Origin of the sequence: Streptomyces sp. NPDC053079 (assembly GCF_044546695.1) — a bacterium.
In the GTDB taxonomy this organism is placed as follows: domain Bacteria; phylum Actinomycetota; class Actinomycetes; order Streptomycetales; family Streptomycetaceae; genus Streptomyces.
The window spans coordinates 542,354-557,939 of sequence record NZ_JBITZJ010000003.1 but is presented as its reverse complement, the minus strand read 5'-3'; the positions used below and the strand labels follow the sequence as shown (position 1 = coordinate 557,939).

The 15,586-nt window shown below is 75.7% G+C and carries 4 protein-coding genes (1 of these 4 only partly in view); all 4 read left to right on the top strand.

The genetic code is table 11. The annotated features are described in order from the left end of the window. The first annotated feature begins 168 nt into the window (after positions 1–168). Tightly spaced (each overlapping or abutting the next), the 4 genes in view from ACIGXW_RS14720 to ACIGXW_RS14705 form a layout consistent with a single transcriptional unit that may run on beyond the window. Complete coding sequence (locus tag ACIGXW_RS14720) at positions 169–6,546, top strand: amino acid adenylation domain-containing protein (protein WP_399573274.1); 6,378 nt, start codon at positions 169–171, stop codon at positions 6,544–6,546. Further along, positions 6,543–9,770: an amino acid adenylation domain-containing protein gene (locus ACIGXW_RS14715; protein ID WP_399573271.1), complete on the top strand. Its 3,228-nt coding sequence runs from the start codon at positions 6,543–6,545 to the stop codon at positions 9,768–9,770. The genes ACIGXW_RS14720 and ACIGXW_RS14715 overlap by 4 nt, the downstream gene beginning before the upstream one ends. After that, a complete protein-coding gene (locus ACIGXW_RS14710; RefSeq protein WP_399573269.1) occupies positions 9,767–15,298 on the top strand; it encodes an SDR family NAD(P)-dependent oxidoreductase in 5,532 nt (1,843 codons plus the stop codon). Before ACIGXW_RS14715 ends, ACIGXW_RS14710 begins: the two co-directional genes overlap by 4 nt. Then, on the top strand, positions 15,295–15,586 hold the 5' portion of the coding sequence (locus ACIGXW_RS14705) for an amino acid adenylation domain-containing protein (protein ID WP_399573267.1). Its footprint extends 3,104 nt past the window's final position; 292 of the gene's 3,396 nt are visible here — the first part of the coding sequence; the start codon lies at positions 15,295–15,297; its stop codon lies beyond the right edge, outside the window. Before ACIGXW_RS14710 ends, ACIGXW_RS14705 begins: the two co-directional genes overlap by 4 nt.

The following is a 15,586-nucleotide window of genomic DNA, read 5'->3' as shown; positions in this document are numbered from 1 at the left end:
TCGGGCGCACCCTCATAACGGTGCGTTGTTCCCCAAAAAAGTTGTGTCCCGGTCGCCCCTGCTCCGTGCGCCGGACGCTTCATGGTGCCAGATCTCGGTGAATTGCCTCGGCATGCCCGGGGCGTGCTCAGCGCTGCTGTCCACACAACGCGCCAAGGGAGATGGATCGTGACGGAGACGGCGAATTCCGGCTACCGCGTCTCGCCTCAGCAACGCCACTTATGGGCCACGCTGAGCCGTGGCCGGAAGGACTCCTTCACGCAGTCCACCGTGACCGTGGAAGGCCCGCTGGACCCCTCGCGCCTGCGCGCCGCCCTCACCTCGGCGGCGGCCGCCCACGAGTCGCTGCGGACGACGTTCACCGGCCTCGCGGGCCGTACCGCACCGGTCCAGGTCGTCCACGACCCCGGCGACGTCCCCCTGGCCACGGTGACGCTGCCGGCCTCCTGCGCCGACGGCTCGGGCCCCGAGCTGGAGACGCTGCGGCGCGCCGAGCGCGAGGGGCTCGACCCGCGAGGCGGCCCCGTCTTCCGGGCCGCCCTCGCCCATGTCGACGACCGCCGCGCGGTGCTGGTGCTGACCGCGCACGCGCTCGTCGCGGACCGGGCGTCCCTGCGCCTGCTCACCGAGGAGATCCTCGCCGCCTACGACCGGGAGGACCGATCGGCCGACCGGCCGTCGCCCTTGCAGTACGCCGACTTCGCCGCCTGGCACAACGACCTCCTGACCGACGGGGACGCCGCCGCCGACCGGGCGTTCTGGTCCGGCCACGCGACCACCGCGGACGACGGGCCCCCGCCCGGCGTCATTCTGGAGGGCGCCGTGCCGGGCACCTGGCGCGTGGCGGAGTTCGAGCTGCCGGCGGACGTGACCGAAGGGGTCGGCCGGGTCGCGGAGCGGCTGTCCGTCGACCCGGACACGGTGCTGCACGCGGCGTTCCGCGTCGTGCTCTGGCGCCTGGCGGGGGAGCGGACCCTGCCGGTCGCGCTCACCTGCGGCGGCCGCTCCTACCCCGAGCTCCGCTCGGCCGTGGGCGCCTTCGAGCGCGACGTCCCGCTCATCCACGAGATCGGCCACGACCTGCCGTTCGCCGCGTGCGTGACCGCACTGGACGCGCTCGTCGCCCAGGGCGAGGAGCGCTTCGACCATTGCGACCCCGAGCTGCTCGGCGGTCTGGACAGCGGGCGCGAAGGCCCGTATTTCGCATTCGACCGCGGGCGGGCCGAACCCCCGCTCAAGGGCTCCGACGTCGTGTTCACCACCGTCCGCCAGGAAGCCGCTTCCCCGATTCCGATCCGATTGACCGCACGGCGCGCCAACGGCACGGTGCGCATGGAGCTGGGATACGACGAAGCCCGCGTCGACGAGGCCTTCGAGCAGAACCTCGCCTATTGCTTCACCCGTATTCTGCGCGGCGCCGTCGAGGCGCCCGAGCGGGCTGTCGGCGACATTCGCATGCTGTCGCCGGACACCGAACGGGACATCCGGGAAGCCGGCCGCGGACCACGCGTCGAATATCCCCGGAAGAACGTGCACGAGCTGTTCTCCGAATGCGCCGCGAGGAGGCCGGAAGCGGTCGCGGTCCGCGCGGGGGAGGACGTCCTCACCTATGCCGGGCTCGACGAACGGGCCAACCGGCTGGCACACCATCTGGCCGGCCTCGGCGTACGGCCCGGCGAGCGCGTCGTGGTCTCGGTCGGCCGGTCCGCCGAGCTGCTCGTCGCCCTCCTCGGCGTGCTCAAGGCCGGGGCGGCGTTCGTCCCCGTCGACGTGGGCTTCCCCCGCAAGCGGCTGGAGTTCACCCTCCGGGAGACCGGCGCGTCCGTGCTGCTGTGCACCGCCGACGTACGGGACCGGGTCTGTGCCGGCACCGCCCGGGCCGTGGCCCTGGACGCCGACTGGCCGCGCATCGCCGAGCACCCCGCGACCCCGACCGGCATCCCCACCGCGCCCGGCGACCCGGCGTACGTCCTCTACACCTCCGGCACCACCGGCACGCCCAACGGCGTGTGCGTCCCGCACCGGGCCTTCGCCAACTACCTCCACTGGTGCGCGGACGCCTACGAGCTGGACCGCGGCACCGGCGCCCTCGTCCACACCTCGATCGGCTTCGACCTCACCCTGACCGGCCTGTTCGGACCGCTGATCGCCGGCGGGCAGGTCGTCATGCTCTCCGAGAGCGCCGGGGTGACCGGCCTGATCGGCGCCCTGCGCACCGCGCGGGACCTCACGCTGGTCAAGCTCACCCCCACCCACCTCGACGTGATCAATCAGCTCCTCACCCCCGAGGACGTACGCGGCGCGGTCCGCACCCTGGTGGTCGGCGGCGAGGCCCTGCGGGCCGAGAGCCTGGAGCTGTTCCGCGCCGGGGGAGCCCGCGTCGTCAACGAATACGGCCCCACCGAGACCGTGGTGGGCAGCGTGGCGCACGTCGTCGACGACACCACCGCGCACAGCGGACCGGTGCCCATCGGCCGCCCGATCGCCAACACGACCGTCCACGTGCTCGACCAGCGCGGACGCCCCGTACCCGACGGCGTGGTCGGCGAGCTGTGGATCGGCGGCGCCGGCGTCGCCGACGGCTATCTGCGGCGGCCGGAGGCCACCGCACGACGCTTCCTCCCCAGCACCTTCCCGCCCGACGGCGGCCGGCTCTACCGCACCGGCGACCTGGCACGCCGCCGCGCCGACGGCCTGCTGGAGTACCTCGGCCGCACCGACGGACAGGTCAAGATCCGCGGTGTGCGCGTGGAGCCGGCCGAGACCGAGAGCGTCCTGGCCGCCCACCCCGGCGTGGCCCAGGCCGTGGTCGTCGCCCGGCTGGACGACGACCCGGGCCGTTCGTCGCCGCTCGCCGGCGAACGCACGCTCGTCGGCTACGTCGTCCCGGCCCCGGGCACCCCCGCCCCCGCGCACGCGGAGCTCGCCGCGCACTGCCGCGAACACCTGCCCGAGCACTTCGTGCCGTCCGTGTTCGTCACCCTCGACGCCCTGCCGGTCACCGGCCACGGCAAGGTCGACCGGGCCGCGCTGCCGAGGCCGCACGCACCGGCGCGGGAGAGCGCCGCGTACGTCGCGCCCCGCACCGCCACCGAGGAGATCCTCGCCGCCACCGTCTCGAAGGTCCTCGGCGTCCCGCGCGTCGGCATCGACGACAACTACTTCGTCCTCGGCGGCGACTCGATCCGCAGCGTCATGGTGGCCAGCCGGGCCCAGGCCCGCGGCGTCGACGTCACCGTGGCCGACCTGCACCGCCACCCCACCGTCCGCGCCTGCGCCGCACACCTGGACGCCCGCGAGGACCTGCCCGCCGCACCCGTCACCGAGCCCTTCGCACTGATATCGGACGAGGACCGGGCGATGATGCCGGCCGACGTCGAGGACGCCTTCCCGCTGAACCTGCTGCAGGAAGGGATGATCTTCCACCGCGACTTCGCGGCCAAGTCGGCGGTCTACCACGCCATCGCCTCCGTGCGGCTGCGGGCGCCCTTCGACCTCGCGGTGATGCGGATGGTCGTCCACCAGCTGGTGGAGCGCCACCCGATGCTGCGCACCTCCTTCGACATGGGCCGCTTCAGCCGGCCGCTGCAGCTGGTGCACCGCGAGTTCGACAACCCGCTGCACTACCGCGACCTGCGCGGCCTGAGCGCGCGGGAACAGGACGCACGCGTCGAGGAGTGGATCGAGCGGGAGAAGGAACGCGGCTTCGAGCTGCACGAGTTCCCGCTGATCCGGTTCATGGTGCAGCGGCTGGAGGACGAGGTCTTCCAGTTCACCTACGGCTTCCACCACGAGATCGTCGACGGCTGGAGCGAAGCCCTGATGATCACCGAGCTGTTCAGCCACTACTTCTCGGTGATCTACGACGAGCCGATCTCCATCAAGGCGCCCACCTCCACCATGCGCGACGCCGTCGCACTGGAGCTGCAGGCCCTGGCGGACCCCCGCAACTACGCCTTCTGGGACTCCTACCTCGCCGACGCCACGCTGATGCGGCTGCCCAGGCCCGGCGCCGGACCCCGGGCCGACAAGGGCGAGCGGGACATCACCCGCATCGCCGTACCCGTGCCCGCCGAGCTCTCCGACGGCCTCAAGCGCCTCGCCGCGGCCAACGCCGTACCGCTCAAGACCGTCCTGCTGGCCGCCCACATGGTGGTGATGTCCCTCTACGGCGGCCACGAGGACACCCTCACCTACACCGTCACCAACGGCCGCCCCGAGAGCGCCGACGGATCCACCGCGATCGGGCTGTTCGTCAACAGCCTGGCCCTGCGGGTCCGCATGGCCGGCGGCACCTGGCCGGAGCTGATCACCGCCACGCTGGAGTCCGAGCGCGCCTCCATGCCCTACCGCCGGCTGCCGATGGCCGAACTCAAACGCCACCAGGGCAACGAGCCGCTCGCCGAGACGCTGTTCTTCTTCACCAACTACCACGTCTTCAACGTGCTGGACCGCTGGATCGACCGGGGCGTCGGCCACGTCGCCAACGAGCTCTACGGCGAGTCGACCTTCCCCTTCTGCGGAATCTTCCGGCTCAACCGGGAGACCGGCGCCCTCGAGGTGCGCGTCGAGTACGACAGCCTGCAGTTCTCCGACACCCTCATGGAGAGCGTCTGCGACAGCTACGCACGGGTGCTCGCCGCGATGGTCGCCGACCCCGACGGCCGCTACGACCTCCCGGAGTTCCGCTCCGACGCCGACCGGGCGGCCCTGGAGACCTTCACCCGCGGTGCCGCCCTCCCCGCCGAGGACGGCTGCCTGCACGACCTGGTGGCCCGGTGGGCGGCCGAGCGCCCGGACGCGCCCGCCGTCCAGCTGGACACCGACACCCTCAGCTACGGCGAGCTCAACCGCCGCGCCAACCGGCTCGCGCACCATCTGCGCTCGCTCGGCGTCGGCGCGGGGAGCGTGGTCGGCGTCCTGGCCGAGCGCTCCGTGGCACAGATCGTCAGCCTGCTGGCGGTGCTCAAGGCGGGCGGGGCGTACCTCCCGCTCGACCCGGCCCAGCCCGACGAGCGGATCGCCGCCGTCGTCGCCGCGAGCGACGCCTTCGCGGTGGTCCACCAGACGGGCCTGGCCGGACGGCTGCCCCACGGCGTGCGCACGGTCGAGGCCGGCGCGGTCCGCGCGACGGGCCCCGCCCACGACCCCGTGGGCGTCGCCACCCCGCGCGACGCCGCCTACGTGATGTACACCTCCGGTTCCACCGGGCAGGCCAAGGGCATCGTCGTCGAGCACCGCAACGTCGTGGCCTCGCTCGCCGCCCGCCGCGTCCACTACGGGGACGACCCCGACCGCTTCCTGCTGCTGTCCTCCTTCGCCTTCGACAGCTCCGTCGCCGGGATCTTCTGGACGCTGACCCGCGGCGGCACCCTCGTCCTGCCCGGCGAGGGGCAGCAACTGGACCCCGCAGGGCTGGTGGAGACCATCGCCCGGCAGCGCCCCACCCACACCCTCGCCATCCCGTCCCTGCTGGCACCCGTGCTGGAGCAGGCCGGGCCCGGCGACCTCGACTCGCTGCGGACGGTCGTCGCGGCGGGCGAGTCGTGCCCGGCCGACCTGGGGCGCCACTGCAGGGAACTGCTGCCCGAGGCCGCCTTCCACAACGAGTACGGCCCCACGGAGACCACCGTGTGGAGCACCGTCTGGTCCGGGGAGGTTGCCCACGAGGGGCCGCACCTGCCCATCGGGCGGCCCGTGGCGGGCACCTGGGTACACCCCCGCGACCACCTCGGCCGCACCGTCCCCCTCGGCGTTTCCGGTGAACTGATCGTCGGCGGGGCCGGGGTGGCACGCGGCTACCTGGGCCGCCCCCGGGACACCGCCGCGGCCTTCCGCCCCGACCCCGCCGCGCCGGTCCCCGGCAGCCGCGCCTACGCCACCGGCGACCTCGGCCGCTATCTGCCGGACGGGAACCTGGAGTTCCTCGGCCGCGCCGACCACCAGGTCAAGATCCGCGGCTTCCGGGTGGAGCTCGGCGAGATCGAGGCCGTCCTGGACACCCACCCGCACCTGCAACGGGCCATCGTCACCGCCCGCGGGGAGGACGCCGGCGACCAGGTGCTCGTCGCCTACGTCCTGCCGGTGCCCGGCAGGCGCCCCGAGCCCGCCGACGTCCAGGCGTACGTACGCGACCGGCTGCCCCGCTACATGGTGCCCACCGCGGTGATCGTGCTCGACGCCGTGCCGCTGACCGCCGCCGGAAAGGTGGACCGGGCCTCGCTGCCCGCCCCGAGCCACGCCCAGCTGACCCACGGACAGGAGTACGTCGAGCCCGGCACCGAGACCGAGCGGGCACTGGCCGCCATCTGGGCCCACGTGCTCAAGCTGGACCGGGTCGGGGCCGGGGACCGCTTCTTCGACCTGGGCGGGGAGTCCCTGCGCGCCATGCAGGCGACCGCGGCGGCGAACAAGGTCTTCAAGACCCGGGTCTCGGTGCGCAGCCTCTTCGCGTCCCCGTCGCTGCGGGAGTTCGCCCACGAGATCGACAAGGCCCGCCTCGCCGACGCGGCGCCCGCCGGCACCTCCGGGGGTGCCGCCGAATGACCCCGGCCGCCGCCGGCACCTCCTCCCCGCTCTCGCCGGCCCAGCGCAGGATGTGGTTCCTGCACCAGCTCGCCCCGGAGGTGCCCGCGTACAACATCTGCACCGCCATCGAGCTCACCGGCGAGCCGCACCCGGCGGCGCTGCGGGAGGTGGTGCGGCGGCTCGGCCTCCGGCACGAGGCGCTGCGCACGGTGTTCGAGTCCACCGGCGACGCCCCCCGGCAACGGGCCGCCGACCGGCCGGCGCCCCTGCGGGCGGTGGACCTCGGCGGGCTGACCGACGCGGACCGGGAAGCGGAGATCGAGCGGACGCTGCGGCGGATCGCCGCCCGCCCCTTCCGGCTGGACACCGGGCCGCCGGCGGAGTGGACCCTGCTGCGCTGCGGGGCGCGCCGCCGGCTCCTGGTCCTCTGCGCGCACCACATCGTCTTCGACGGCGGTTCGCTCGCGGTGGTGTGCCGGGAGCTGGAGGAGGGCTACGCCGCGGCCCTCGCCGGCCGGCCCGGCCCCCTCGCGGCACCCGGGCCGTCCTACGCCGGCCGGTGCGCGGCGCGGCCACGGGAAGACGACGAGGCGGGCCGGGAGTTCTGGCGCCGCGAGCTGGCCGGCGCCCCGGCCCGCACCGCGGTCCTGCGCCGGACCGGCCGCCCCGGCGGCGGGCCGCCCGCCCGCGCCACCGTCCCCTGCGGAGCCGGTGACCTCGTGGCCGCGGCCGCCCTCTGCCGCGAGGAGGGCGTCACCAGCTACATGCTGCTGCTCGCCGCCCTGGCCTGCCTGGTCGGCAGGTACACCGGCCAGCGCGACGTGGTGATCGGCTCACCGGTCTCCCTGCGCGAGGACGACGAACAGCTCGCCGCCGTCGGCCCGTTGATCAACATGCTGCCGCTGCGCATCCGGCTGCACGGCGACCCCGGCTTCGGCGAGGTCCTCGCCCGTACCAGAGAGGCGCTGCTCGGTGCGCTGGAGCACCGCACGACGCCCTTCGAGGACATCGTCGACGCGGTGGGAGCCGACCGCGAGCCGGACCTCAGCCCGCTCTTCCAGATCCTCTTCGCCTACGAACGCCCCGCACCGCAGCCCGCCCTGCCGGGCGTGCGCGGCCGCATCGTGCCCGTGCCCGCCGCGGCGGCGAAGTACGAGCTCGCCGTCACGGCCACCGAGACGCCAGGCGGCCTGGAGCTGACCGCCGAAGCGGACCACGGCTACGGCCACCCCGGCGAACTCGCCGCGTTCGCCGGCCACTTCGGGGTGCTGCTCGCAGCCGCCGTGCGCGCCCCGGACACCCCGCTCAGCCGCCTGCCCCTGCTCACGGCCGAGGAGTCCCGCCGGCTCGCCGACAGCGCGCCCGCCGGCACCGCCCGGCAGGAAGCGGACCGCCCCGTGCACCGGCTGGTGGAGCGGACCGCGGCCCGCCGCCCCGACGCCGTGGCGGTGGTCGCCGGCACCGCACACGTCAGCTACCGCGAATTCAACGCCCGCGCCAACCGGCGCGCCGCACGGCTGCGCCGGGCGGGCGTGGCCACCGAGGACGTGGTCGCGGTCTGGCTGGAGCGCGGCCTCGAACTGCCCCTCTCCCTCCTGGCCGTGCTCAAGTCCGGGGCCGCGTATCTGCCGGTCGACCCGGGACTGCCCGTGGAGCGGGTCCGCCTGATGCTCGCCGACGCCCACGCCTCGCTCCTGATCACCGACTCCGGACTCGGCGACCGGCTGGACCCCGCCGACGTGCCGCAGCTGCGCGTCGACGAGCCCGCGCCCCCCGCGCACGAGGGCGACAGCGCCGACCACGCCGGGCCCGACCGGCCCGCCGGCCTCGCCTACCTCCTCTACACCTCCGGATCGACCGGACGCCCCAAGGCGGTGGCGATCCAGCACGACAGCGCGACGGCGTTCCTGCAGTGGGCCGGCCGCGCCTTCGGCGCCGGGGAGATGTCCGCGGTCCTGGCCACCACCTCGGCCGGCTTCGACCTGTCGGTCTTCGAGCTGTTCGCGCCCCTCGCGCACGGCGGCACCGTGCTGCTCGCCGACAGCGCTCTGCACGTGGGCGCGCTGCCGTGGGCCCCGGCGGCGACGCTGCTCAACACCGTTCCCTCCGCGGCCGCGGCGCTGCTGGACGCCGGCGGTCTGCCGGACGGCCTGACGGCCGTGAACCTGGCCGGCGAGCCCCTGGCCGGGGAACTGGCCGACCGGCTGTACGCCCGGCTGCCGGGGGCCGTCGTGCGCAACCTCTACGGCCCCTCGGAGGCCACCACCTACGCCACCATGGCACGCGTGCCCGCCGGCGGCGGCCGGCCGCCGGCCATCGGCCGCGCCGTCGGCCCGGCCCGGGTGTGGACCGCCGACGCCTGGGGCCGGCCCGTGCCCGGCGCGGTCGTCGGGGAACTGCTGATCGGCGGGACGGCCCCGGCCCGCGGCTACCTGGGCCGGCCCGGGCCGACCGCCGAGGCGTTCCGGCCCGACCCGTACGGCCCGCCCGGCTCCCGCCTCTACCGGACCGGGGACCTGGCCCTGCGCCGCCCCGACGGCGAGTTCGTCTTCGTCGGACGCGCCGACACCCAGGTCAAGCTCCGCGGCGTACGGATCGAACTGGGCGAGGTGGAGGCCGCGCTGCGGGACTGCGCGCCGGTCGCCGAGGCCGCGGCCGTGGTCGTCGGGGCCACGGCCGAGACCCGCCGGCTGGTCGGCTTCGTCAGCCCCCTGCCGGGCGAGCACGTCGAGGTCGAGCGGACGCTGGCCGCGCTGCGCGCCAGGCTGCCCGCCATCTTCGTGCCCGCCGTACTGGTCGTGCGCGACGCCCTGCCGCACACCGCCAACGGCAAGACCGACCGGGCCGCCCTCGCCCGCCTCGCCGACGGACACCGGCCCGCCGGCGGCTCGTACACCCCGCCCCGCACCCCCCTCGAGAAGGCGATCGCCGAGGTGTGGTGCGACGTGCTCGGCGTCGAGCGGGTCGGGATACACCAGGCCTTCTTCGACGCCGGCGGCAACTCCCTGTCGCTGCTGCGGGTGCACCGCAGGCTGGCCACCGGCGTACGCGCGGACCTGCGACTGGTGGACGTCTTCCGGCTGCCGACCATCGCCGCGCTCGCCGCGTTCCTCGACGACGGCGGGGGCGGCGCGGACGGCGGTGACGGTGCGCGGGACGGCGCCGTGGCCGAGGCGGCGCGACGGGCGGGCCGCCGCCGGGCCGCCGTCGGCGCCCGACGCCGGGAAGGCGGGCACCGATGAGCGCGGACACGAGGGCGGACGGGACGGACGGGACGATCGCCGTGATCTCGCTGGGCGGCCGCTTCCCCGGCGCCGACGGCGTCGAGGCCTTCTGGGAGAACCTCGTGCGGTGCGAGGACTCCATCAGCCGCTTCTCCGCCGAGGAGCTCCTCGCCGAAGGCCGCGACGACGCGTGGGTGCGCCATCCGCGGTTCGTCGGCGCGGAAGGCGTGCTCGGCGACATCGCGCTGTTCGACGCGGAGTTCTTCGGCTACGCCCCCCGCGAGGCCGCCGTCATGGACCCGCAGCACCGGCTGTGCCTGGAGACCGCCTGGCACGTCTTCGACACCGCGGGCTACGACCCGGCGGCCACCGGGGCGGCGACCGGCGTGTTCCTCTCCGCGAGCCTCAGCTCGTACCTGATCCGCAACGTCCTGCCCGGGGGCGGCGCGCAGCGCCTCCTCGGCGGCTTCCCGCTGCTGATCCACAACGACAAGGACTTCCTGGCCACCACCGTCTCCCACAAGCTCGGCCTGACCGGGCCCAGTTACGCGGTCGGCTCGGCCTGCTCCTCCTCCCTCGTCGCGGTGCACCTGGCCTGCCAGAGCCTGCTCGGCCACGAGTGCGACATGGCGCTGGCCGGCGGCATCTCGCTGCAGGTCCCGCAGGGCCAGGGCTATGTGTACGCCGAGGACGGCATCTACGCCCCGGACGGGCGCTGCGCGGCGTTCGACGCCGGCGCGGGGGGCACGGTGGGCGGCAGCGGGGTGGGGCTCGTTCTGCTGAAACGGTTCGCCGATGCGGTGCGCGACGGCGACCGGGTGCACGCGGTCCTCCTGGGCTCGGCGGTGAACAACGACGGCGCGGACAAGGTGGGCTACACCGCGCCGAGCGTCACGGGCCAGAGCGCCGTCGTCGCCGAGGCGCTGGCGGTGGCGGGGATCCCCGCCGACACCGTCGGCGCCCTGGAGGCGCACGGGACCGGTACGCGGCTGGGCGACCCGGTCGAGGTCGAGGCGCTCACCCGGGCCTTCCGCGCGCAGACCGACCGCAGCGGCTTCTGCGCGCTCGGCTCGGTGAAGGCCAACGTCGGCCACCTCGACGCGGCGGCGGGCGTCACCGGACTGATCAAGGCCGTGCTCGCGGTGCGCGAAGGCGTCATCCCCGGCACGCCGCACTTCCGCTCGCCCAACCCCGCGATCGACTTCTCCCGCACCCCGTTCCACGTCACCGCCGACACGGTCCCCTGGCCCGGGGCCGCCCACCCCCGCCGGGCCGGCGTCAGCTCCTTCGGCATCGGCGGCACCAACGCTCACGTGGTCCTGGAGGAACCCCCGCCCACCCCGCCCCGCGCCCCCGATGCGGCGGCCGCGGTGCCGCTGCTGCTCTCCGCCCGCAGCCGCGAGGCGCTGACGGACGCCGCCTGCGACCTCGCCGCCTGGACGCGGCGACGGCCGGGGCCACGCCTCACCGACCTGTCGGCCACGCTGGCCGGCCGCCGCGCCTTCCCCCACCGCGCCGCGGTGGTGTGCCGCGGCCTGGACGAGGCCGCGCGGCTGCTGACCGACGCGCCCGGCGAAGCCGCGCACCCGGGCAGGGAAGCGGTGTTCCTGTTCCCCGGGCAGGGCGCCGCCGCACCCGGCACGGGCCGTGGCCTGTACGCCGGCGTGCCGCGCTACCGCGCCCACTTCGACGCGTGCGCGCAGGCGTTCGACGCGCTCGGCGCCGACGTGCGCGCCGCGGCGCGGCCCGAGGACACCAGGGCCGCGCAGCCCGCGCTGTTCGCCGTCGAGTACGCCCTCGCCCGCACCCTGACGGACTGGGGGCTGCGCCCGGCGGCGATGCTCGGGCACAGCCTCGGCGAGTACGTCGCGGCCACCCTGGCCGGAGTGCTGTCGCTGCCGGACGCGGCGACGCTGGTCCAGGCCCGCGCCGCGGCGCAGCACGCGCTGCCGCCCGGCCGCATGCTGGCGGTGCCGCTCGCGGCGGACGCCCTGCGCCCGCTGCTGGCCGGCGGACTGGAGATCACCGCCCTCAACGCCCCCGACCGCTGCGTGGTCGGCGGGGCGCCGGAGCCGGTGGAGGCCCTGGCCGCGCTGCTCGCCGGGCGCGGGGTGCACACCACGGCCCTGGCCACCGGGCACGCCTTCCACTCGGCGGCCGTCGAACCACTGCTGGACGACTTCCGGGCCGTCCTGGAACGCGTCGAACTGCGCCCGCCCCGCCTGCGCTACGTCTCCTCCCTCACCGGCGACTGGGCCGACGAGGCGGTCGCCTCCCCCGCCTACTGGCTGGAGCACATGCGCCGGCCCGTACGCTTCGGCGACGCGCTGCGGCGCTGCCTGGACCTCGGCCCCGTCGCCCTCCTCGAAACCGGACCGCAGGCCGGCCTGACCGCCCTCGCCCGCCGCTCGCCCGGCTTCGACGACCGGCACCGCACGCTGCGCTGCCTGACGGGGGACGACGAGGCGACCTCGCTGACGCGGGCGCTGGCCGAGGCCTGGCGGTCGGGGTGCGACGTCGACTGGACGGAGTACCACCGCCCCCACCACCCCCGGCGCACCACGGTGCCCGGCTACCCGTTCCAACGGGCACGCCACTGGGTGGACGCACCCGTGGACAGCACGCCGGCCCAGCCCGTCCCCGCCGGCCCGTCCGCCGCGCCGGACCGGGCTGACGCGGGCGTCTCCCTCGCGGACCTCGTCGGCGGACTGCGTGCCGAACTGCGGGCGGACGCCGTCGTGCCGCGCGGCATCGACGACCGGCCCGGGCTGCGGACGGGGCTGAACCGGCTGTGTGCCGCCCTGGCACGTGACCACCTCGCCGCCGTCCCCGAACCGGGCGGCGTGCTGCCGGAGTTCCGCCGGTTCGCGGACTTCCTGCGGGCCGTGGCCGAGCAGGCGCCGGCGGAGGCCGCCGAGGCCGTCGCCGCGGACGTCGTCGGCGCACACCCCGACTTCGCCGGGCTCGTCGAGCTGCTCACGCACTGCGCCCGGGCCTACCCACGGGCGCTGTCCACCCCGGGCGCCGCGCTCGACGTCCTGTACCCGGGAGGCGACGGTGAACTGCTGCGCCGCACCCTGGGGGAGCGCACGGCCGACCACCGGGCGACCGGGCGCCTGACCGAGCTGACCGGGTCCCTGCTCGACCGGCTCGCGGCCGGGCGCGAGCGCCCGCTGCGGGTCCTGGAGGTCGGCGCGGGGGAGGGCAATCTCACCCGGGCCCTCGTGGGGCGGGCGCCCGGCAGGCTCGAGTACCACGCCACCGACGTCTCCCGGCTGTTCGTGACCCGGCTCGGCGAGGAGGCGGCCCGCCGCGGCCTGGACTTCGTCCGTACCCGCGTCCTGGACATCGCCCGCGGCCCCGGCGCGCAGGGCTTCTCCGGCGAGCGCTTCGACCTCGTATGCGGCCTCGACGTGGTGCACGCGACCCCCGACCTGCGGACCACGCTCGGCCACCTGCGGTCGCTGCTGGCCCCGGGCGGCACGCTCGCCCTCGTCGAGACCACCGCCCGGGACCCCTGGCTGACGATGGTCTGGGGCCTGACCTCCGGCTGGTGGAGCCACACCGACCGGCGCGTGGCCGGGCCGCTGCTCGACGCGGACGGCTGGCGCGAACTCCTCGACGGGCTGGACTTCCCGGCCGTCGACGTGATCGTGCCGCCCACCGGTCCGCGCGACGCGGCGCTCGTCCTGGCCCGGCAGCCGGGGACGCCCGTGCGGGACGTCGGCGGGTGGTGCTACGCGCCCGGCTGGCGGCACGCCGCGCCGGCCCCCGCCACCGAGGTGGCGGGGGAGTGCCTGCTGTTCGGGGACGGGGAGACGGCCAAGGCCGTGGCCGGACGGCTGGAGGCCCTGGGGGTGACGGTGACCACCGTCGGCGGCGAGGAGCCGCCGACCCCGCAGGAGTACCGGCGGCTCGTCGGCGACCGCACCCGCCTGGCGGTCCAGCTGTGGCCGCTGCACGACGCCCTGCGCCGGGGCGGGGCCGCCTCGGCCGGCACCGCCGGCGCGGCCCAGGAGGCGGGGCTGCACGGTCTGCTGCACCTCGCCCAGGCCTTCGGCGCACGGGAGATCCGGCACCCCGTCCGGCTCGTCGCGGTGACCACCGGCGCGCAGGAGGTGCTCGGCGACGACCTGGCGCACCCCGAGCACGCCACCGTGGCCGCCGCCGCCAAGGTGATCCCCAGGGAGTACCCGTGGATCGCCTGCACCGCCATGGACGTCCCCCCGGACATGGACGCCGACCGGCTGGCCGGCCTCGTCGTCGCGGAACTGCGCGCCGCCCGCGAGACCACCGTCACCGCCCACCGGGGCCGGCGCCGCTTCACGCCCTGCTACGACCGCCAACCCCTGCCCCCGGTGGGGCAGGACCCCGGAATCCGGGCGCACGGCGTCTATCTGGTGTGCGGCGGCCTCGGCGGGATCGGTCTGCACCTGGCCGAGCACCTGGGCCGCACCCCCGCCACCGTCGTGCTGACCCACCGCCGGCCCTTCCCCGCCCCCGGGGAGTGGGAGACGCTGCCCGCCGGACACCCGGAGGCGGCGGTCGTCCGCCGGCTGCGCGGGATCGTCGCCGCCGGCGGCACGGTCCTGGTGCGCCGGGCCGACATCACCGACCGCCGCGCCATGGGCGCGCTGGTGGCGCAGGTGGAGCGGGAGCACGGGCCCGTCCGCGGCGTCGTGCACGCGGCCGGCACCCCCGACACCGCCGGCATGATCCAGCGCCGGGACCGGGCCGCCACGGACGCCGCCGTCGCCGCCAAGCTGACCGGCGCCCTCGTGCTCGACGAGGTCTTCGCCGGCCGGGAACCGGACTTCCTCGTGCTGTGCTCCTCGATCGGCACGGTGCTGCACAAGCTGAAGTTCGGCGAGGTCGGCTACGTCGCGGGCAACGAGTTCCTCAACGCCTTCGCCGCCCACCGCGCCGCCCGGCGCCCCGGCAGGACCCTGTCGATCGCCTGGACCGACTGGCAGGAATCGGGCATGTGGGCCTCCGCCCAGCAGCGGCTCACCGAGCGCTACGGCACCGCCGCGGACCTGCCCGTACGGCCCGGGGGCGACCTTCTGGGCGCCCTCACCCCGCAGGAGGGCGTCGAGCTGTTCGCCCGGCTGCTCGCCGCCGGCACCGGCCCCCGCACACTGGTGTCCACCCAGGACCTGGACGACCTCCTCGCCCGGCACGAGGCGTACACCACCGACGACCACCTCGCGGCCCTGCGCGAGCTCAAGGTCACGGGCTCCGCCCGGGACCGCACCCACCTGCCGACCCCCTACGCGGCCCCCGCCACGCCCACCGAGCGCCGCATCGCCGACTGGTTCCGCGACCTGCTCGGGTTCGACGAGGTCGGCGTCGCCGACGACTTCTTCGCCCTCGGCGGCGACTCGCTGCTCGCGCTGCGCCTGCTGGCGCAACTGCGCGACACCTACGGCGTGCAGATCCCGCTCGCCCGCATGTTCGCGGAGCCCACCGTGGCGGCGCTGGCCGCCGCCGTCGACCGGCCCGGCGACCCGGACGGCCCCACCGGCCAGGAAGAGGTGCTGCTATGACCGCGTCCAGCATCGCGGACCTCCTCACGGAGCTCAGCGGGCGACAGGTCACCCTCACCGTGGACGGCGACCGGCTCCGCTGCCGCGCCCCCCGGGGCACGCTCACCGACGAGCTCCTCGCGACGATCCGCGCCCGCAGGGACGAGCTGCTCGCCCACCTGCGCACCGCCCACCGCATCCCCCGCCACGACGGTCCCGCGACGCTGTCCTTCGCCCAGGAACGGCTGTGGCTGCTCCACCAGTTCCACCCGGACGACAGCGCCTACAACATCCCGCTGGAGATCGCCC